The following is a 19156-nucleotide window of genomic DNA, read 5'->3' as shown; positions in this document are numbered from 1 at the left end:
CGCGTCAGGTCGCGCAGGGCACCGTCGACGCGGGCACGTCGGTGGCGTCCGCGGTGTCCAGTGGTCGGCGCTCGGTGGGCAGGTCGCGGACGCGGCGCATCGGGGAGCACCAGAGGATCAGCGCGGCCAGCGGCACGCCGACGGTCATCAGCCACATCGCCGGGCGCACCCCGATCTGGGTGCCGAGGAAGCCGGCCAGCAGCGCGCCGAGCGGGATCGAGCCGAAGTTGAGCACCGCGCTGCTGGCGGAGATCCGGCCGAGCAGCTCCGGCGGGCAGTAGCGCTGCTGGAAGGTCGACTTGATGACGTTGCCGGCGACCACGCCGGCGGAGGCGCCGAAGCCGCCGATCAGGTACCACGCCAGGCCGAGGCCGCGGCCGGTCAGCGGGATCAGGACGGTCAGGGCGGGCAGGGCGAGTTCGAGCACCAGCATGGCGCGCGAGGTGCCGAGCCGGGCGGCGACCCGGCGGGCGAACGCCGCGCCGACGATGCCGCCGGTGGACGCCAGGCCGACCAGCAGTCCGACGGTGCCCTCGCCGATGCCGACCTCGCGGATCAGGAAGACCACCAGCAGGGACTGGTAGCCCGTCAGCACCAGGTTGGAGGCGGCGCCGAACAGGGTGAAGGTGCGGAACCAGACGTCGGAGCCGAGCAGGCGCAGTCCCTCGCCGATCTCCTGGCGCAGGGCCCGGCGGGGCCGGTCGGTGCGGGCGGTCTCGCGGTGGCCGATCCGGGCGGTGCAGCAGAGCGAGAGCAGGAACGTCGCGGTGTTGGCGAGCAGTCCGTTGACCGGTCCGGCGAGTTGGGCGATCAGGCCGCCGCTGCCGAGTCCGACGATGCCCGCGGCGGAGGCGCTGCCGTGCAGTTTGGCGTTGCCCTCGGCCTGGTCGGCGGTGGCGAGCAACTGCGGCAGGTAGGCGGTGTACGCGGTCTGGAAGAACACCCCGGCCGCTCCGGCGAGGAGGGCGACGGTGAGCAGGTGCCACAGCGTGAGGGTGCCGGCGAGGGCGGCCAGCGGGACGGTGGCGTACAGCACCAGCGAGACGGTGGTCGCGGTGAGCATGATCGGGCGGGACCGCAGCCGGTCCACCCACACGCCGGCGGGCAGGCCGATCAGCAGCCAGGGCAGCCAGCCCGCCGCAGTCAGCAGGCCGATCTGGAAGGTGCTCGCGTGCAGGGTGCTGACCGCGATCAGCGGCAGGGCCAGGCCGGTGACGGCGGAGCCGTACTTGTTGGCGGTCTCGCCGATCCACAGCAGCCGGAAGTCGCGGTGGCGGCGCAGCAGTCCGGCGGGTCGGCGGGCGGCCGGGTCGGCGGGGAGCGGCCCCGGGCGGAGCGGCTCGCCGGGGGGCGCGGTGCGGCGGGGCCGAGCAGGCGTGGGTGACGTCATGGCCGGTCGGGGTCCTTTCGGGGCAGTGCCTGGATCTGGACGAGGACCGGCCGGGCGTCGGGGTCGGGGGCGGCGTCCGGGTCGGGGGTGTGGCGGGCGACGACGGCGCTCAGCTCCTCTCCGAGGGCCAGTAGTTGAGCGGGCGTCAGGCGGAGGCTGTTCCAGCTGCTGATCAGGCCGGAGCCGTGCCAGTCGCCCTCCCACTCGGCGGCGAGCGAGTCGGCGACCCGCTGGAACTGGGTGCGCAGGTTCTCGGCCTGGTAGAGGGCGACCGCGGCCTTGGCGGCGGGGTCCTCGTCGAAGTCGGCGGCCGCGACGGTGATCGCGCCCGGAGCGGCGCGCCACCAGCGTTCCCGCTTGGTGCCGCGGCCGGTCTCCTCCTCGATGAACCCGTGTTCGGCGAGGTGCCGCAGGTGCCAGCTGACGGTGCCGGTGGACTCGCCGGTGCGGTCGGCGAGCCGGGCGGAGGTCGAGGGGCCGTTCAGTCGGAGCTCCTCCAGCAGCCGCATCCGCAGCGGATGGGCCAGCCCGCGCAGGCTGCCCGCGTCGAGTCGGCGTCGCGGGGGCTCGTTCCTCGGAGCGGGTGCGGCGGGCCCTGGTGCAGCAGACCCGGACGCGGCGGACTCGGGTGCGACGGGGTGTTCTTCGGGGCGGTGCTCGTTCATGGGGATCACACTAGAATGCAGAGACTCCTCTGCATAGACCTCTTTGCAGAGAAATCTCTGCAAGATTCGGGCGGTCGGCCCGAGCGAGTCGGCACCCGCCGTACAGGGCACCCGTCCGACGTCCGCCGTTCGCGCGGCGCACGGCCGAATGTCCGTCACCCGGCGTACGGTGGCGGATATATGAAGACCACCCCGTACGATCCGCAGTCCGAGGCACGCTGGGTGCCGGAGCCCGACAAGCGGCCCGGCCGTACCGCCTTCCAGCGCGACCGCGCCCGCGTGCTGCACTCCGCCGCGCTGCGCCGCCTGGCCGGGACGACCCAGGTGGTCGCGCCGATGCGCAGCGACTTCCCGCGCACCCGGCTCACCCACTCGCTGGAGTGCGCGCAGGTCGGCCGCGAGCTCGGCGCGGCGCTCGGCTGCGACCCGGACCTGGTGGAGACCGCCTGCCTGGCCCACGACATCGGCCACCCGCCGTTCGGCCACACCGGCGAGGAGGCCCTCGACCAGGCCGCCGAGGAGTGCGGCGGCTTCGAGGGCAACGCCCAGTCGCTGCGCATCCTCACCCGGCTGGAACCCAAGCGCTTCGCCCCGCTCGACGAGCCCGAGGTCCGGCTCTCCCCGTGGCCCGGCCGCAGCGTCGGCCTCAACCTGACCCGCGCCGCCCTGGACGCCGCCACCAAGTACCCGTGGGCCCGCGGCGGGCACCCCGCCGACCCGGCCTCCACCAAGTACGGCGTGTACGGCGACGACCTGCCGGTCTTCCGCTGGATGCGGACCGGCGCGCCGGACGGCCGCAGGTGCTTCGAGGCCACCGTGATGGACTGGTCCGACGACGTCGCGTACTCCACCCACGACGTGGAGGACGGCCTGCAGGCCGGCCACATCGACCCGGCGGCGCTGTACGCCCCGCACGAGCGGGCCGAGCTGTTCCGGATCGCCGAGCGGTTCGCCGCCGGAACCGACCCGGAGGAGTTCGGCGAGGCCCTCGACCGCCTGCTCGCCGCGGAGTGGTGGCCCGCCTCGTACGATGGGACGGCCCGCGCCCGGGCCGGCCTGAAGGACCTCACCAGCCAGCTGATCGGCCGGTTCTGCCTGGCCGCCGAGCAGGCCACCCGGGCCCGCTACGGCCCCGGCCGGCTCACCCGCTACGCCGCCGAGCTGGTCGTCCCGCGCGAGGTCCGGCTGGAGTGCGCGGTGCTCAAGGCGGTCGCCGTCCGGTACGTGATGCAGCGCGACGAGCAGGCCCAGCTCCGGTCCCGCCAGCGGGTGGTGATCGCCGAACTCGCCGAGGCCCTGCTGCGCACCGCGCCGGACGGGCTGGACCCGGTGTTCGCCGCCCTGTACGCGGAGGCCGAGGACGACCGCGCCGCCCTGCGCACCGTGATCGACCAGATCGCCACCCTGACCGACGCCTCCGCCCTCGCCCTGCACACCAAGCTGGTCGGTCGGTGAGGCCGGAGGCGTAGCACGTCCGCTCCCGTAGACTTTCCCAGTGGCCGGGAGGATCAGGGACGAGGATGTGCAGGCGGTGCGTGCCGCCCTGCCGATCGATGCCGTGGTCGGCGACTACGTGCAGTTGGCCAACGGCGGCGGCGCCCAGCTGAAGGGCGTGTGCCCGTTCCACGACGAGAAGTCCGCGTCGTTCTACGTGCACCCGGGCAAGGGCGTCTTCCACTGCTTCGGCTGCGGCGAGTCCGGCGACACGATCACCTTCCTGATGAAGATCGAGCACTGCTCGTTCGCGGAGGCGGTCGAGCGGATGGCCGCCCAGGCGGGCATCACCCTGCGCTACGAGGAGGGCGGCTACAGCCCGCGCCACCAGCAGGGCGAGCGGACCAGGCTGATCGAGGCGCACAAGGTCGCCGCCGCCTGGTTCCAGGAGCAACTGGCCACCCCCGAGGCGGAGATCGGCCGTCGCTTCCTCGCCGAGCGGGGCTTCGACGAGGCCGCCGCCAAGCACTTCGGGGTGGGCTACGCTCCGGCCGGCTGGGAGCACCTGGTGCGCTTCCTGCGCGGTCGCGGTTTCACCGACAAGGAGATCTCGGTCGGCGGCCTGGCCTCGCAGGGGCAGCGCGGCGGCCTGATCGACCGGTTCCGGGGCCGTCTGGTCTGGCCGATCCGGGACAGCGCGGGCGACGTGGTGGGCTTCGGCGCCCGCCGGCTGCGCGAGGACGACAACGGACCGAAGTACCTGAACACCCCCGAGACGCCGATCTACAAGAAGTCGAACGTCCTGTACGGCATCGACCTGGCCCGCAAGGAGATCGCCAAGTCCGGCCGGGCGGTGGTGGTCGAGGGCTACACCGACGTGATGGCCTGTCACCTGGCGGGCGTCACCACGGCGGTGGCCACCTGCGGCACCGCGTTCGGCGAGGACCACATCAAGATCATCCGCCGGCTGCTGATGGACACCTCCACCTACCGCGGGGAGACGGTGTTCACCTTCGACGGCGACGCCGCCGGCCAGAAGGCCGCCCTGCGGGCCTTCGAGGACGACCAGAAGTTCGCCGCCCGCACCTCCATCGCCATCACCCCCGGCGGCATGGACCCGTGCGAACTGCGCCTCGCCCAGGGCGACGAGGCGGTCCGCACCCTGGTGGAGAACCCGGTCCCGCTGTTCGAGTTCGCGCTCCGCTCGGCGGTGGCCCGGCACCGGGTCGACACCGCCGAGGGCCGCGCCGCCGCCCTCGAAGAGGCCGCCGGAATCATCGTCAAGATCAAGGACCGCTCGATCCAGCACGAGTACGCCGTCCAACTGGCCGGCATGGTCGGCATCCTGGACGAGCAGTTCGTGGTCCGGCGGATCTCCCAGCTGGCCCGCTGGCAGCGGGAGAACCAGCAGAACGGCCAGCACCGGCAGCTGCGCCGCGCCGAGCCCGCCGGGCAGCAGCCCGTCCGCCCGGAGCGGCCGGCGTTCCGGCTCAACCCGCGCGACCCGGCGCAGTTCGTCGAACGCGAGCTGCTCAAACTCGCCCTCCAGCACCCGGACCTGGTCAGCCCGGCCTTCGACCAGTACGGCGAGGACGAGTTCCCCACCCCGCCCTACCGGGCCGTCCGCCGCGCCATCGGCCAGTGCGGCGGCGCCGCGTACGGTGCGAGCCTGCCCGACTTCACCGGCGCCGTCCGCGAGGCCAGCCCGGACGACCGGGTCCGCGGGCTGGTCACCGAGCTGACCGTGGAGCCGATCCGTTGCCGTCGCAAGGTCGACGAGGTGTACGCGGGAGAGTTCCTGGTCAAGCTCCGCCTGCAGGCCGTGGACCGCCGGGTCGACGAGGTCCGCGCCCACCTGCGCCGACTGGGCGACCGCGCCACCGCCGAGGAACTGCACCCGGTGCAGAGCGAGTTGTGGGCCCTGCAGCAGTACGGCCAGCAGTTGCGCTCGCGCGGCGTCGCCGCGCTCTGAGCCGCCCGGGCCGCGCCCGGCCGCCGACCGTGCGGTGTGGCATCCGGGCACCCGTCGGGTGCCGAATGTCCGGCTCGCGGATGCCCGCAGGTGCCCGGGCCCGTCGGGCTGGGTATCCCCTCCGGTGTGGCGCGGCACCCCCAGGCCGCGCGCGGCCCCTGGAGGGATGCCCGTGGAGCTGTCATTCGCCCGCCCGCACCGATCCGCCCCCGCCCGCGACGCCGCGATCCCGCTCCAGCCCGGTCCGGCCGGCCCCGAACGCGCCGGCTGCACCGGCCCGCACCCCGGGCCGCCCGCCGGTGACCCAGGCACCGCCGAGGACGCCTTCGGGGCCACCCCCGGTCCGGCCGCCGACGAGGTTCCCGACGAGCCCCCGGAAGCCGCCCTGGACGAGGGCACCGGTCCGGCCGCCGACCTGCTCCGGCAGTACCTGCGCGAGATCGGCCGGATCCGGCTGCTCACCGCCGCCGAGGAGGTCGAACTCGCCTGCCAGATCGAGGCCGGCCTGTTCGCCGAGCTGGCGCTCGACCGCACCCCGGGCGGGGACGAGCGGCTCACCGACGACCTGGACCGGCTGGTGGTGCTCGGCCGGATCGCCAAGCGCCGTCTGATCGAGGCCAACCTGCGGCTGGTCGTCTCGGTCGCCAAGCGCTACGTGGGGCGCGGCCTGACCCTGCTCGACCTGATCCAGGAGGGCAACCTCGGTCTGATCCGGGCGGTGGAGAAGTTCGACTACGCCCGCGGCTACAAGTTCTCCACCTACGCGACCTGGTGGATCCGCCAGGCGATGAGCCGCGCCCTCGCCGACCAGGCCCGCACCATCCGGGTGCCGGTGCACGTGGTGGAGCTGATCAACCGGGTGCTGCGGGTGCAGCGCGCCCTGCTGCAGGAGCGCGGCGTGGAGCCGACCGCGGCCGAGGTCGGCCTGGTGCTGCAGCTGTCGCCGGAGCGGGTCCGGGAGATCCTCAAGCTCGCCCAGGAGCCGGTCTCGCTGCACACTCCGGTCGGCGAGGAGGACGACGTCGCCCTCGGCGACCTGATCGAGGACGCCGACGCCGCCTCCCCGCCGGAGAGCGCCGCCTTCCTGCTGCTGCGCGAGCACCTGGAAGCGGTGCTGGCCACCCTCGGCGAACGCGAGCGGCAGGTGGTCCAGCTCCGGTACGGCCTCGACGACGGCCGCCCCCGCACCCTGGAGGAGATCGGCCACCTGTTCGGCGTGACCCGGGAGCGGATCCGGCAGATCGAGGCGAAGACCCTCCGCAAGCTCCGCGAGCACGCCTCGGCCGACCAGCTCCGCGGCTACCTGGACTGACGGCCCGTCAGTGGTGGAACCCGGTGCGCTTCGGAACTCCCAGCTCGCTGAGCGGCGCGGGCTGGCGCTCCAGCTCGGGCAGCAGCCGCCGCAGGTCGGCGAGCAGCAGGTCCGCCAGGTCGCGGGTGAACCCGTTGCGGCACACCACCCGCAGCACGGCCAGGTCGGTGCGCCCCTCGGGGAAGGTGTACGCGGGGACCTGCCAGCCGCGTTCGCGCAGCCGCCGGGAGACGTCGAACACGTCGAACGGGCTCTCGGCGACCGTGCTGAACGCGAACACCGGCAGCTGGTCGCCCCGGGTGATCAGCCGGAACGGGCCGAGCTTCTCGATCTCCCCGGCCAGGTACTGGGCGACGTCCCGGCAGGCCTGCTGGACGGCGTGGAAGCCGGAGCGCCCGAGCCGCAGGAAGGTGTAGTACTGGGCGACCACCTCCGCGCCCGGCCGGGAGAAGTTCAGCGCGAAGGTCGGCATCTCGCCGCCCAGGTAGTTGACCTTGAACACCAGTTCCTCGGGCAGTGCCTCGCCGTCCCGCCACAGCGCCCAGCCCACGCCGGGGTAGACGAGGCCGTACTTGTGGCCGCTGGTGTTGATCGAGGCGACCCGGGGCAGCCGGAAGTCCCACACCAGGTCCGGGTCCAGGAACGGCGCGACCATGCCGCCGGACGCGCCGTCCACGTGCACCGGCACGTCGAGCCCGGTGCGCCGCTGGAGGTCGTCCAGGGCGGCGCAGATCTCGGCGATCGGCTCGTACGAGCCGTCGAAGGTGGAGCCGAGGATGCCGACCACGCCGATGGTGTTCTCGTCGCAGTGCGCCGCGGCCTGGTCGGCGGTCAGGTGGAAGCGGTCGCCCTCCATCGGCACCAGCCGCGCCTCGACCTCCCAGAAGTTGCAGAACTTCTCCCAGCAGACCTGCACGTTGATGCCCATCACCAGGTTGGGCCGGGCCCCGGCCGCGTACCGGTCGGCGTTGCGCCGCATCCAGCGCCGCTTGAGCGCCATCCCGGCGAGCATGCACGCCTCGCTGGACCCGGTGGTGGAGCAGCCCACCGCCGCGCCGGGGTCGGGCGCGTGCCACAGGTCGGCGAGGATCGCCACGCAGCGCCGCTCCAGTTCGGCGGTCTGCGGGTACTCGTCCTTGTCGATCATGTTCTTGTCGCGGCACTCCGCCATCAGCCGGTCCGCGTACTCGTCCATCTGCGTGGTGACGAAGGTCGCCAGGTTGAGCTTGGCGTTGCCGTCCAGCATCAGTTCGTCGTGGATCAGCTGGTGGGCGACCGACGGCGGGATCGGCACCCGGGGCAGCCGGTGCAGCGGCGGGGCCACCTGCATCGCGCCCAGCGGATCGGTCAGCACGTGCAGCGGGCTGAACGGCAGCCGGCGCTCCTCCCGCCCGTGCTCCGACCCCTGCCCCTTGTGCAACGCCATGACGAACCGTCCCTCCACTGGTGAGAGCCCCCACGTTGCCACCGCGCGGCTGCTGACGCATCCTCAGCAGCCTGCCGGAGGACGGTTCCCGACGCCGCGTCAGGACGAGGCGGCGGTCTCCGGGTGGTGCTGCTCGCGCATCGCCGCGTACTGCTGGCGCACCGCGTTGCCGACCGCCAGGTCGTGCTCCTGCTCGGGGGCGAGCAGGGTGACGTCCGGCAGCTCCCAGTGCGGGGGCTCGGGCGTCCCGGCGAGCGCCCAGGCGGCCTGCCGGGCCGCGCCGCGCGCCGCGTGGTCGCCCCGCGGCGGAACCACCACGGGCAGCCCGAACACCAGCGGCGCGATCTGCTGGACGGCGGGCAGCCGCCCGGCCGTCCCCAGCAGGAACACCCGGTTCACCGTGACGCCGTTCGCGCGCAGCACGTCCAGCGCCTCGGCCAGGTTGCACAGCATGCCCTCGACGGCGGCCCGCGCCAGGTGCTGCGGACCCATCGACTCGGCCCGCAGGCCGGTCAGGGTGCCCGCCGCCTGCGGCAGCTTCGGGGTCCGCTCGCCGTCCAGGTACGGCAGGAAGACCATCCCGTACGCGCCCGGCGAGGACTGCAGGGCCAGCTCGGACAGGCCCTCCAGGTCGGTGCCGAGCATCCCGGCAGTGGAGCGCAGCACCTGTGCGGCGTTCAGCGTCGCCACCATCGGCAGGTGCCGGCCGGTCGCGTCCGCGAACGAGGACACCAGGCCGGACGGGTCGACCACCGCCCGGTCGTGCACCGCGAAGATCGTGCCGTTGCCGCCCAGCGACACCACCGCGTCGCCCGGGACCAGCCCCAGGCCCAGCGAGGCCGCCATGTTCTCGCCGGTGCCCGCCGAGATCAGCAGCCCCTCGGGGGTGTGACCGGCCGGCTCGGCCGGGCCCAGCACGTCCGGAACCTTCAGCTCGTGGCCGAACGCCAGCTTGATCAGGTCCTGCCGGTACTCGCCGGTGATCGGCGACCAGTAGCCGGTGCCGGACGCGTCGCCGCGGTCCGTGGTGCGCCGACGGGCGCCGCCCAGCAGCTGGGAGACCAGCCAGTCGTGCGGCAGCAGCACCTCGGCGATCCGCTGCGCCGACACCGGCTCGAACTCGGCCAGCCAGCGCAGCTTGGCGATGGTGTAGGTGGGGCCGGGCACCGCGCCGATCGCCTCCACCCAGGGCTCCGGCCCGCCGAGCGCGTCCAGCAGCGCGGCCGCCGAGCCCGCCGAGCGCGGGTCGTTCCACAGCAGCGCGGGCCGGACCAGCACGCCCCCGGCGTCCAGGCCGATCAGGCCGTGCTGCTGGGCGGACACCCCGATCGCCCGGACGCCCTCCAGCAGGCCGCCGGCCGCGGCGTCGCCGAGCGAGTGCAGCCAGGTCTGCGGGTCGACCTCGGTGGATCTGGCGTCGTCGCCCTCGGGGAGCGGATGAGGGGCCCGGCCCTGTCGCAGCACGGCGCCGGTGTCGGCGTCGCACGCGACGATCCGGGTGCGAGTGGTGGAGCTGTCGATGCCCGCGACGATGGCCATGCCGAGATCATGCCGCAGTCGGCGGCCGGGGCGGGCCCGACTGCCGCAAGTGTTGCCCAGTCGGTACCGGAACCAACCCCGCCGCCGACCCTCCGTGCCTGCTCGGGGGCGTTCCGTGCCGGGCCGGGGACTTCAGTGCGGTCAGGGGCGGACGGTGCCCCAGCCGTCGTCCTCGCCGTGGTGCTTGGCGAAGTACGGGACGCGCTCGGTCAGCGCGTTCGGCAGCTTCTCCCCGACCTTGTCGGCCACCGCCCCGGCGGCCTTCCCGGCGACCGCGCCCGCCTGCTGCTTGGCCTTGCCCGCCGCGTCCTGCACCCGCGGGTTCTCCCGCAACTGCTTGGCCGCGCCGGCCAGCTGGTCGTACCGCTCCCGGCCGGCCCGGGCGCCGAGGACGTACCCGATCCCGACGCCCACGATCAACGACACCTTCCACATGCCCTGGTTCCACCCTTCGTCACCGCGCGATTGTGTGCCGCGTCTACCCGTCCGGCCGGGCCGTGAACCGCCCCGCCGGTGGCGGGTCCGGGCCAGCCGGAGCCGCCGTGCACCAGCATCCCCGTCCGCACCGTGCGGCGCGCGCGGGGCGCGCCGGACCGGGCCCGTCGCCGAGGTGGGGGAGGCGGGGGCCGAAAGCGATTGGCGGAACACCCCCCTGAGTGCGCTAATGTATGTCCCGCAGCGAGCACCGTGGGCCCCGGAGAGATCCGGAGACCGGGGTGGGCGAGGCGGAAGCACGATCCTCCATAGCTCAATTGGCAGAGCAGCCGACTGTTAATCGGCAGGTTATTGGTTCGAGTCCAATTGGAGGAGCGCGGTCCCCCATAGCTCAATTGGCAGAGCAGCCGACTGTTAATCGGCAGGTTATTGGTTCGAGTCCAATTGGGGGAGCTTCACCGGACGTCACGGTGATCAGTACAGAGCGAAGGCCCTTCGGTGAGACCGAGGGGCCTTCGTGTTCTCCGTCTTCGGTGCGTCGTCCCCGTGTTCTCCGTCACGGTCGGGGTCGCGGACGCGTCAGCCGCCGGCCTGCCGGTAGAGCGCGGCGAGGCGGTCGCCGAAGGCCACGCTGTAGGAGATCTCCGGGCTGATCCCGCCCTGCTGGTAACCCCCTATCACCCCGACCACCTGGCCCTTGTCGGTCACCCAGGGACTGCCGCTGGTGCCGTCGGTGAAGCCGGCGCAGTCGAAGCGCTGCTGGGTGGCGCTGCGCGAGGTGGTGCGGCCCTGGCAGGTGATCGGGGAGCCGGCCGAGTTGGGGTAGCCGGTGACCGTGACGTTCAGCCCGAAGCCCAGGCCGGTGGCGACGGTGTCGGCGCCCACCACGTCCTCGATCTGCCGGCCGTTCAGCGGGGCGACGACGAGGAAGGCGACGTCGTACCCCTCGTCCTCGTCGGTCCCCCAACGCGGGTCGAACAGGACCTCGGAGACCTGCCAACTGCCGTACGGGGCCTGCTGGTCGCGGTATCCGGGGGCGAACACCAGGTCGTCCAGCGCGGTGCCGCGCGGGGCCGCGCAGTGGGCGGCCGTGATCAGCAGGTTGTGGCCGCGGCTGTGCACCACGCCCGCCGTGCAGGCCCGCAGGCCGTCGGTGCCGTCCACGAACAGCGCCCCGATCCGGTTGCCCGCCGCGTCCGCCGGGGCGGGCCGGGCGGTCGGACGGCTGCCCTCGGTCTTCGGAGCGGAGTCGCAGCCGGTCGCGGCGGTCGCCAGCAGGAGCAGTGCGCAGGCCGCTGCGGCCGTGACACGGCCGGTTCGGGGAGAGGTGCGCGGCACTGTCACTCGCTTCCGCTCGGCGGCCCGCCCGAGGATGTCGAGCGGCGGACGCAGCAAGATCTACCAGGGCCCGCGCCACACCGGCAACCGCCTCGGCGGTGGGCCGGCCGCCCGCGTGTCGGGAACGCCGGAACGCCCGCCGACCTGGTGCGAACTGCTGTGCGGAGGGCCTCCTTCCCGTATCCCTGTCCGCGCCCGGCGTCGCCCGGGCGATCGGGCGTGGCCGCCGCTGCGCGACCGCTGCGGGCCGCTACCGGCAGCGACGGCCGGACCGGCGGGCCGGGGGCGCGAACCGGCGGCGCGGGCGGGAGCGGACGGGGCGTACCCGGATGAGCCCCCGGCGCGCACCACGGGTGATCGACCGGCTATGCTGCCGGGGGCGGCCCTGAGGGGCCGTCTGCTGCTGCCAGGACCGCTCGTCGGCCCCGGCGGGTCGAGTCGGGGGGCGGTAGCTCAGCCGGTTAGAGCAGGGGACTCATAATCCCTTGGTCGTGGGTTCGAGTCCCACCCGCCCTACCTCGGCCGCTGACCGTTCCTCCGCCGATGGGCCCCTGAGCAGGCGAAACGCCCGGGCTCGCCACGCAACTGTAGAGCACCGGCGCATCCGGCGGCCCGGTTCTCCGCCGAGATTCACCCTCCAGTGGACATCTCCTGGACAACTTGCCGTACAGCCGCCGCTTCTGACGCCGCCTCAACTGCGCGCCGCAGCGGCCCGCAAGCCCGCTGCCGCACCTGCTGCCCGCTCGTGCATCCACCGATCGGATGATGCCGGTGTCAGCCGGAAAGCTCGCCAGGACTGGCCGGTTCGCCGACGAAGCGACGGGGCGGGCGGGGCAAGTATGAAGTGGAACCGGCTTCCGCCCCCACACCGCGTCTGTTGAGGCATTCCCGTGCTGTACCTGCCGTCCCTCAGGAGGAGGAGCGTGATGACGACCGCAATCGACCAGCGCCTGCTCGGTGCCGCGCACACCGGCGATCTCGACGCTGTCAGGGCCGCCCTGGAGGACGGCGCCCAACTGGAGGCCCGCGACCCGCAGGGGCGGACGGCGCTGCTGAGGGCCGCGCTCGCCGACCACGTGGCCGTCGCCGAGTTCCTCGTCGCGGCCGGTGCCGATCCGGATGCGCAGGACCACCGCGAGGACAGCCCCTGGCTGGTCACCGGCGTCACCGGCAGCGTCGCCATGATGCGGGCGCTGCTGGTCGCCGGGCCGGACTTCGGGCTGACCAACCGGTTCGGCGGGATCAGCCTGATACCCGCCGCCGAGCGGGGCCATGTCGCCTACGTACGGGCCGTGTTGGAGGAGACCGATCTCGACGTCGACCACGTCAACCGGCTGGGGTGGACGGCCCTCCTGGAGGCCGTGATCCTCGGCGACGGCGGCCGCCCGCACACCGAGATCGTCCGCCTGCTGCTCGCCGCGGGCGCCGACCCCCGGCTCGCCGACGCCGACGGCGTGACGGCCCTCCAGCACGCAGAGCGCCGCGGCTTCCGGTCCATCGCCGCCCTGCTGCGCGAAGCCGCACCCGATCAGGAGAAAGGAGTCGCCCCATGACCGGCCGCCACCGTCACCGGCACACCGTGCCGCTGCTGCTCGCCGTCGTGTCGACGCTGGCCGCGCTGCTGGCCGGCTGCGCCACCCGGGCCGACAGCTCGCCGGCCTCGCCGCCGCCGGGCGCGGCAGCCGCGTCACCGCCGCCGACCGTCGCATCGACCGACGGAGCGTCAATCACCGGGCCCACCCCGCCGGGAACGCTCCTGGTCGCGGACTTCGGGGCGGACACCGCGACCTTCGTCGATCCGGGGCGCGGCGCGATCGGCTCGGTCCGGGTCGGCACCGCCCCGTACGCCGTGGCGCTCGGGGTGGACGGGCGGGCCTGGGTGAGCACCGCGGAGGGCGTCACCGAAGTCGACACCCCTACCCGCACGGTGCGCCGGACCATCGCCCACCGCACCGACACCGGCCCGGCCGGGGGCGGCGAGTACCGGGGCGGCGCCATGGGGCTGGCGCTCTCGCCGGACGGCAGCCGGCTGTACGTGGGCGTCAACATACCGGGGCGCAACGGGGTGTTGGAGGTGGTCGACACCGGCTCCGGCCAGGTCGTGGGGGTCGCCCCGGTGGGGCGCCGACCATTCGACGTGGACGTGTCGACGGACGGACGGGAGGTGTACGTGACCGGCCACGACTCCTTCGACGTGACGGTGGTGTCCGCCGACGGTCTGGCCACCCGGCGGATCGAGGTCGCACCGTACGGGACGGAGGGCGGGCTCGGCTCCTGGCTGAAGCCGCACTACGCGGCCGTCCGGCCGGGCGACGGGAAGCTGCTGCTGCCGTTCGAGGGCGAGCGGCTGGCGGTCGTCGACCCCGCCACCGGGCAGGTGTCCGTGGAGCCGATGACGGCCGACACCCACCAGCACGGCGTCACCGTCGCCCCGGACGGCCGACTGCTGGTGGTCGGCAGCGGCCCGATCACGGGAAGCGACGCCGGCCCCAGCCTGACCGTCCGTCAGCCCGACGGCCATGAGCGGATCTACCCGCTCGGCATACCGCACGAAGCCGTCGCCCTCTCCCGGGACGGGCGGACGGCCTACGTCACCGGAGGCTTCACCCGGGACGGCTACTGGGACGGGATCACCCTGGTCGACCTCGGCTCCGGCGCCACCCACCGTCTGGAGGCCGGCCACCGGCCCCTGGGGGTTGCCGTGCTCTGACGGCCGGGCGGGGCACTCGTCCCGCCGATTCCGGGCCGGGCCGAGTCCGCGCCGCCACCGCGGGGCAGCGCCCGTGTACCGCCGGGGCTCTGATGCTCCGTCGCCTCGGCGGCCCGGTCGGAAGGGCTACTCCCGGGGGAGCGAGGCCAGGGCCTGGCAGAGGGCGTCGACGGCGGCGGGGAAGGCGTGGTCGGGCGGCGTGCCGTAGCCGATCACCAGGCCGTCGCGGGGCGGCATCGTGCTGTCGGGGTGGCGGTAGGGGCGCAGGCCCTCCAGGGCGAGGCCCAGCCGGCGGGCGGTGCCGAGGGCCAACGGCTCGGAGCCCGGCGGGAGTTCGAGGACGGCGTGCAGGCCGGCGGCGATGCCGCTGACCCGGACGTCGGGGGCGCGTTCGGCCAGGGTGCGGACCAGCAGGTCGCGGCGGCGGCGGTAGTGGCGGCGCATCCGGCGCAGGTGGCGGTCGTAGGCGCCGTGGGCGATGAAGTCGGCGAGGGTGAGTTGGTCGATCACGCCGGAGGTCAGTTCGCGGGTGCCCTTGGCGGCGAGCACCGGGTCGACCAGGGTGTCGGGCAGCACCATCCAGCCGAGTCGCAGCGCGGGCGACAGGCTCTTGCTGGTGGAGCCCAGGTAGACCACCCGGTCGGGGTCGAGGCCCTGGACGGCGCCGATCGGCTGGCGGTCGTAGCGGAACTCGCCGTCGTAGTCGTCCTCCAGCAGCAGGCCGTCGTGGGCGCGGGCCCAGTCCACCACGCCGGCGCGGCGGTCGGCGTGCAGCGGTCCGCCGGTGGGGAACTGGTGCGCGGGGGTCAGCAGGGCGGCCCTGGCGCCGGTGGCGGCCAGTTCGTCGGTGCGGGCGCCCGCCCGGTCCACGGTGAGCGGGACGGTGCGGCGGCCGGCCGCGGCGAGCAGGTCGCGGTAGAACGCCAGGCCGTACGACTCGACCGCGACGGGTCCGTCCAGGATGCCGCCCAGCAGGCGGAGGGCGTGGGCGAAGCCGGCGCAGACCACGATCCGGTCCGGGTCGGTGCGGACGCCTCGGGCGCGGGCCAGGTACTCGGCGAGCGCGGTGCGCAGTTCGGGACGGCCGCGCGGGTCGCCGACACCGAAGGCGTTGCTGGGGGCGGCGGTGACGGCCCGGCGGGCGGAGGTCAGCCAGTCGGAGCGGGGAAAGGCGGAGGCATCGGGCGAGGAGGGCATCAGGTCGTGGACGACGGGACGGGCGGCCGTCGTGCGCGCGGGGGCGCTCCGGCCGGTGGGCAGCGGGGCGGCCCGGTGGGCGACCCGGGTGCCGGAGCCCTGGCGGGCCGACAGGCGTCCCTCGGCGACGAGTTCGGCGTACGCGTCGGCCACCGTGTTGCGGGCGATGCCCAGGTCGCGGGCGAGACTGCGGTACGGGGGAAGGCGGGTGCCGGGGGCGAGGCGTCCGGAGTCGACGGCCTCGCGCAGGGCGTGCATCAGCTGGGCCCGGCGGCTGCCCCGGCCGGAGAGTTCGAGGTGCAGGTCGGTGCCGAGCGGCTCGGCGGCAGCGGGGCCGTCCGGCTGTTCGCGCGGGCGGGGGACCGCCCGCGGCGTCTCGGCGGGGGCGGGCTCCGACGGGGAATTGACCCATGTTTCCGGCACGGACATGCACCCTACTGCCGGTCGGTCGGTTTCCTAGGGTTGAGTCATGACAACGCATCAGGTACCGCAGCGCATGAACTTCTCCGCCGTCGCCCCGAAGGTCTTCAAGGCCGTCCTGGCCCTCGACGCCGCCGCCCGCGAGGGGCTGGACCCCGAACTGCTGGAGCTGGTGCAGATCCGGGTCGCCCAGGTCAACAAGTGCGCGTACTGCATCGGCTACCACACCGCGGACGCCCGGAAGGCGGGGGAGAGCGAGGAGCGGATCTACCAGCTCACGGCGTGGGAGGAGTCCAGCCTGTTCACCGAGAAGGAGCGGGCCGCGCTGGCCCTGGCGGAGGCGGTCACGCTGCTGCCCTCGGGTGTCCCGGACGAGGTGTACCAGGAGGCGGCGAAGCACTTCGAGGAGCGGGAGCTGGCCCAGCTGATCGCCCTGGTGTTCACGGCCAACGCGTGGAACCGGATGAACGTCACCACCCGCAAGACGCCCGGCACGCTCTGACCGGGCACTTCGGAGTCCGGGCACGCCGGGTACCTGAGGCCTCCGGGTCGCCGGGCCCGCGGGCCCTCGGTGGAAGGGGGTCCGACGGGGACCGGCGGGGGGCGGCGGTCCCCGGTTAGGGTGGGCGGGTGCTCGTGCCCGCTGATCTGCCCACGCCGTTGACGGTGGTCGACGACCCGGAGCTGGCCGCGGCGGGGGTGGAGCTCCGGCTGAAGCGGGACGACCTGGCGCATCCGACGGTGCCGGGCAACAAGTGGCGCAAGCTCGCGCCGAACCTGGAGCGGGCGGTCGCGGACGGCAGCCGGGCGCTGCTCACCTACGGCGGGGCGTACTCGACCCACGTGCGGGCGGTGGCCGCGGCGGCGCGGGCGCTGGGGCTGGGGAGCGTCGGGGTGATCCGCGGGGCCGAGCTGGCCGGGATGCCGCGCAACTGGTCGCTGGCCAGGGCCGAACGGGACGGGATGGTGCTGGAGTTCGTCGAACGCTCCGTCTACCGCGAGGTCGCCTCCGGCCGGCAGGAGCGCCGGCCGGAGCACTTCGTGCTGCCCCAGGGCGGCTCGAACGCGGCGGCGGTCCGCGGTGCGGCGGTGATCGCCGCGGAGCTGGCCGCCCAGCTGCCGGAGCCCGGCGACCGGGACGTGGTGTGCTGCGCGGTCGGCACCGGCGGCACGCTGGCCGGGATCGCCGCCGGCCTGCCGCCGGGCGCGCGGGCGCTCGGCGTGGCGGTGCTGCGCGGCGAGGGCTACCTGGAGCGCGAGGTGACGGCGCTGCACCGGGCCGCGTACGGGCGGGAGTTCGCCAACTGGCGGCTGGTGCACGACTGGCACGGCGGCGGGTACGGCAAGGTCCCGCCGGAGCTGGAACGATTCGCCGCGGGGTTCGAGGACCGGCACGGGGTGCCGGTGGAGCGGCGGTACGTGGCGAAGGCGCTGTCGGCGGTCTACGGCCTGGCCGGGGCGGGCCGGCTGACGGGCCGTCGGGTGACCCTGGTGGTGACCGGAGTCCCCGACCCCGGCCCGGAGGCGTAGCGCCCGGCGCGGGACGGGCCGTCGCCCGGACCGGAGCGGCCCGGGCGACGGTGCGGGGATCGGCCGCCGTGCGGGGATCAGCCGAAGCTGAGGTCGCTGCAGAGGTCGCTGTCGGCGGGCCGGGTGTTGTCCGTGATGCCGTTCGGGATGGCGGGCGGGACGCCGGTGGCGGAGGCTCCGGGCAGCGGGCTGTCCCCGGTGTCGGCGCCGGCCCGGTCCTGACCGATGGTCAGCACGATGCTGTCGGCGTTCGAGCCGGCCCGGAGTTCCGCGCCGGGGTACAGCAGGGCGAGGCGTTCGGCGGCCGGTCGCAGGCCGAGCGAGTACTCGATCAGCGTGGTCGGCCGGGCGGGCGTGTTGCTGCCGATGGTGATGTCGCGGTAGCCGTTGCCGCGCAGCGCCAGCGCGGTGCGGCCGGCCAGTCCGGCGGACTTGGCGGCGTTGTGGACCACGATCGGCACGTCCAGGCTCGCGGCGTCGGGGCTGCCGGTGGCCGACGGGCCGCCGGACGCGCCGGGAGGGGCCCCGGGGGACGCGCCGGGCGACGGACTGCCGGACGCACCGGGTGCGCCGGTCGCACCGGGCGAGCCGTCGGCCGAGGGCGCGGTGGACGGGTTCGCGGCGTCGCCGGTGAGGCGGCCGTCCAGGGTGCGGTCCTCGCGGAGCAGGTTCCACAGGATGGTGGCGTCGGGCTGCACGACGGCGACCCGGGCGCCCTGGAAGCGCCAGGGCAGGGTGACGAACTGGATGTCGGCGAGCTTGATGTTCTGCAGCGACTGGGCGAACTCGGCGAGCTTGTACGGCGAGCCGAGGTCGGGGTCGACGGTGAGCGACCTGGTCGCGGCGTCGGCCAGCGGCAGCAGGGTGGTCAGGTCGAATCCCCGCCCCTGCACCTTCTTGATCAGCGAGGACATGAACGCCTGCTGACGGCGCATCCGGCCGATGTCGGAGCTGTCGCCGAGGCCGTGCCGGGCCCGGACGTAGTCGACGGCCTGCTGGCCGGCGACGGTCTGGCGGCCCTTGGTCAGGTGGATGCCGTAGGAGTCGACGTCGTTGGGGACGCACACGTCCACGCCGCCGACGGCCTCGGTGACGGCGGCGAAGCCCTTGAAGTCGACGACGAGGGTGTGGTCCACCCGCAGGCCGGTCAGCTCCTCCACGGTGTTCTGCGTGCAGGCCGGGTTGCCGGCCTTGAACTCGCCGATCGTGAAGGCCGAGTTGAACATCTGGTTGGTGCGGGCGGTGGTCCACCGGCCGTCGGCCAGTCGGCAGGGCGGGATGGTGACCAGGGTGTCGCGCGGGATCGACACGCCGACGGCGTGTTTGTGATCGGCGTAGACGTGCAGCAGGATCGCGGTGTCGGAGTGGCCGACCCCCTCGTCGCCGCCGCCGAGGTCGCTGTTGCCGTCGCTGCGGGTGTCGGAGCCGAGCAGCAGGACGTTGACGGGTCGTCCGCCGGTGGATGCGGTCGGTCCGGCCGGCGGGCGGCTGGACGCGATGCCTTCCGGGGCGAAGGTCGTGATGTTGTGGTCGAGCCGCTGGTAGTACCAGGCGCCGAGTCCCGCGGCGACGACCCCCATGACGGCGGCGGTCGCCCCGAGACCCTTGGCTATTCGTCTGCCCCGGCCGCCGCGGGACGGGGCCGCGGCGGTGCTCTGGGTGGCGTCGGTCATCGGTCCGGGATCTCCCTGCGCGCAACGGGAACTGGTGCCCGAGGGCAGGCACTTGCCCCGGCCGCGATACTGCGGACGGGGCGTTCGTCACCACTTAGACGGCGCGGTGGCCGGA

Annotated in this window: 15 protein-coding genes and 3 tRNA genes; 10 read left to right on the top strand and 8 right to left on the bottom strand. The window is 74.2% G+C overall.

The annotated features are described in order from the left end of the window. Positions 1-4 precede the first annotated feature (4 nt). On the bottom strand, positions 5-1390 hold the full coding sequence (locus tag ACFV1L_RS27945; RefSeq protein WP_380370770.1) for an MFS transporter: 1386 nt from the start codon (positions 1388-1390) through the stop codon (positions 5-7). Continuing rightward, positions 1387-2055, bottom strand: a complete 669-nt coding sequence (locus ACFV1L_RS27940) for a helix-turn-helix domain-containing protein (RefSeq protein ID WP_380370768.1) — start codon at positions 2053-2055, stop codon at positions 1387-1389. Before ACFV1L_RS27940 ends, ACFV1L_RS27945 begins: the two co-directional genes overlap by 4 nt. A gap of 180 nt (positions 2056-2235) precedes the next feature. Here ACFV1L_RS27940 and ACFV1L_RS27935 point away from each other — a divergent pair, with 180 nt between their 5' ends. The 3 genes from ACFV1L_RS27935 (at position 2236) to ACFV1L_RS27925 (ending at position 6773) form a co-directional block, all read left to right on the top strand. After that, a complete protein-coding gene (locus ACFV1L_RS27935) occupies positions 2236-3510 on the top strand; it encodes a deoxyguanosinetriphosphate triphosphohydrolase (RefSeq protein WP_380370766.1) in 1275 nt (424 codons plus the stop codon). Between the two features lie 40 nt (positions 3511-3550). Next, on the top strand, positions 3551-5461 hold the full coding sequence (gene dnaG, locus ACFV1L_RS27930; RefSeq protein WP_380370764.1) for a DNA primase: 1911 nt from the start codon (positions 3551-3553) through the stop codon (positions 5459-5461). A 166-nt stretch (positions 5462-5627) separates the two neighbouring features. Then, positions 5628-6773, top strand: coding sequence for a sigma-70 family RNA polymerase sigma factor (locus ACFV1L_RS27925; protein ID WP_380370761.1), 1146 nt, complete (start codon positions 5628-5630; stop codon positions 6771-6773). A 7-nt stretch (positions 6774-6780) separates the two neighbouring features. Here the strand turns inward: ACFV1L_RS27925 and ACFV1L_RS27920 are convergent, their stop codons facing one another. From ACFV1L_RS27920 to ACFV1L_RS27910, 3 genes are all read right to left on the bottom strand, one after another. After that, positions 6781-8199: a glutamate decarboxylase gene (locus ACFV1L_RS27920; RefSeq protein ID WP_380370759.1), complete on the bottom strand. Its 1419-nt coding sequence runs from the start codon at positions 8197-8199 to the stop codon at positions 6781-6783. A 99-nt stretch (positions 8200-8298) separates the two neighbouring features. Continuing rightward, positions 8299-9738: an FGGY family carbohydrate kinase gene (locus ACFV1L_RS27915; RefSeq protein ID WP_380370756.1), complete on the bottom strand. Its 1440-nt coding sequence runs from the start codon at positions 9736-9738 to the stop codon at positions 8299-8301. 141 nt (positions 9739-9879) lie between these two features. Then, positions 9880-10173 carry a hypothetical protein gene (locus ACFV1L_RS27910; protein WP_380370753.1) on the bottom strand — a complete coding sequence of 98 codons (294 nt, stop codon included), beginning with the start codon at positions 10171-10173 and terminating at the stop codon, positions 9880-9882. A 302-nt stretch (positions 10174-10475) separates the two neighbouring features. Here ACFV1L_RS27910 and ACFV1L_RS27905 point away from each other — a divergent pair. Both ACFV1L_RS27905 and ACFV1L_RS27900 read left to right on the top strand, forming a co-directional pair. Continuing rightward, positions 10476-10548 (top strand) — tRNA-Asn (locus ACFV1L_RS27905). 5 nt (positions 10549-10553) lie between these two features. Further along, positions 10554-10626, top strand: a tRNA-Asn gene (locus tag ACFV1L_RS27900). Positions 10627-10752: 126 nt separating this feature from the next. Here ACFV1L_RS27900 and ACFV1L_RS27895 read toward each other — a convergent pair. Then, positions 10753-11517 (bottom strand): trypsin-like serine peptidase, encoded by a 765-nt coding sequence (locus ACFV1L_RS27895; protein ID WP_380370750.1) that lies wholly within the window; start codon positions 11515-11517, stop codon positions 10753-10755. Positions 11518-11953: 436 nt separating this feature from the next. Between ACFV1L_RS27895 and ACFV1L_RS27890 the strand changes: the two genes are divergently transcribed. The 3 genes from ACFV1L_RS27890 (at position 11954) to ACFV1L_RS27880 (ending at position 14221) form a co-directional block, all read left to right on the top strand. After that, positions 11954-12027, top strand: a tRNA-Ile gene (locus ACFV1L_RS27890). Positions 12028-12437: 410 nt separating this feature from the next. Continuing rightward, positions 12438-13064: an ankyrin repeat domain-containing protein gene (locus tag ACFV1L_RS27885; RefSeq protein WP_380370749.1), complete on the top strand. Its 627-nt coding sequence runs from the start codon at positions 12438-12440 to the stop codon at positions 13062-13064. Beyond that, positions 13061-14221, top strand: a complete 1161-nt coding sequence (locus tag ACFV1L_RS27880) for a YncE family protein (protein ID WP_380370746.1) — start codon at positions 13061-13063, stop codon at positions 14219-14221. Before ACFV1L_RS27885 ends, ACFV1L_RS27880 begins: the two co-directional genes overlap by 4 nt. 126 nt (positions 14222-14347) lie before the next feature. Here the strand turns inward: ACFV1L_RS27880 and ACFV1L_RS27875 are convergent, their stop codons facing one another. Beyond that, a complete protein-coding gene (locus tag ACFV1L_RS27875) occupies positions 14348-15841 on the bottom strand; it encodes a PLP-dependent aminotransferase family protein (protein ID WP_380370744.1) in 1494 nt (497 codons plus the stop codon). A 46-nt stretch (positions 15842-15887) separates the two neighbouring features. On the opposite strand from ACFV1L_RS27875, the gene ACFV1L_RS27870 reads away from it, so the two are divergent. Continuing rightward, entirely contained in the window at positions 15888-16340 is a 453-nt protein-coding gene (locus tag ACFV1L_RS27870) for a carboxymuconolactone decarboxylase family protein (protein ID WP_380370742.1), read from the top strand. A gap of 128 nt (positions 16341-16468) precedes the next feature. Continuing rightward, complete coding sequence (locus ACFV1L_RS27865) at positions 16469-17368, top strand: 1-aminocyclopropane-1-carboxylate deaminase/D-cysteine desulfhydrase (protein WP_380370739.1); 900 nt, start codon at positions 16469-16471, stop codon at positions 17366-17368. Positions 17369-17445: 77 nt separating this feature from the next. Here ACFV1L_RS27865 and ACFV1L_RS27860 read toward each other — a convergent pair whose 3' ends face one another. Then, on the bottom strand, positions 17446-19041 hold the full coding sequence (locus ACFV1L_RS27860; protein ID WP_380370737.1) for an LCP family protein: 1596 nt from the start codon (positions 19039-19041) through the stop codon (positions 17446-17448). Positions 19042-19156 lie beyond the last annotated feature (115 nt).

The sequence above is a fragment of the Kitasatospora sp. NPDC059646 genome, assembly GCF_042734615.1.
GTDB lineage: Bacteria > Actinomycetota > Actinomycetes > Streptomycetales > Streptomycetaceae > Kitasatospora.
Note: the sequence above shows the minus strand (reverse complement) of the source record. Positions and strands in the feature narration are given on the sequence as shown.

What these genes read in the sequence shown, in the direction of transcription:
- ACFV1L_RS27945 (WP_380370770.1), bottom strand. Translation starts at nt 1,390, where the DNA reads ATGACGTCACCCACGCCTGCTCGGCCCCGCCGCACCGCGCCCCCCGGC.
- ACFV1L_RS27940 (WP_380370768.1), bottom strand. Translation starts at nt 2,055, where the DNA reads ATGAACGAGCACCGCCCCGAAGAACACCCCGTCGCACCCGAGTCCGCC.
- ACFV1L_RS27935 (WP_380370766.1), top strand. Translation starts at nt 2,236, where the DNA reads ATGAAGACCACCCCGTACGATCCGCAGTCCGAGGCACGCTGGGTGCCG.
- ACFV1L_RS27925 (WP_380370761.1), top strand. Translation starts at nt 5,628, where the DNA reads ATGCCCGTGGAGCTGTCATTCGCCCGCCCGCACCGATCCGCCCCCGCC.
- ACFV1L_RS27920 (WP_380370759.1), bottom strand. Translation starts at nt 8,199, where the DNA reads ATGGCGTTGCACAAGGGGCAGGGGTCGGAGCACGGGCGGGAGGAGCGC.
- ACFV1L_RS27915 (WP_380370756.1), bottom strand. Translation starts at nt 9,738, where the DNA reads ATGGCCATCGTCGCGGGCATCGACAGCTCCACCACTCGCACCCGGATC.
- ACFV1L_RS27910 (WP_380370753.1), bottom strand. Translation starts at nt 10,173, where the DNA reads ATGTGGAAGGTGTCGTTGATCGTGGGCGTCGGGATCGGGTACGTCCTC.
- ACFV1L_RS27885 (WP_380370749.1), top strand. Translation starts at nt 12,438, where the DNA reads ATGACGACCGCAATCGACCAGCGCCTGCTCGGTGCCGCGCACACCGGC.
- ACFV1L_RS27880 (WP_380370746.1), top strand. Translation starts at nt 13,061, where the DNA reads ATGACCGGCCGCCACCGTCACCGGCACACCGTGCCGCTGCTGCTCGCC.
- ACFV1L_RS27870 (WP_380370742.1), top strand. Translation starts at nt 15,888, where the DNA reads ATGACAACGCATCAGGTACCGCAGCGCATGAACTTCTCCGCCGTCGCC.
- ACFV1L_RS27860 (WP_380370737.1), bottom strand. Translation starts at nt 19,041, where the DNA reads ATGACCGACGCCACCCAGAGCACCGCCGCGGCCCCGTCCCGCGGCGGC.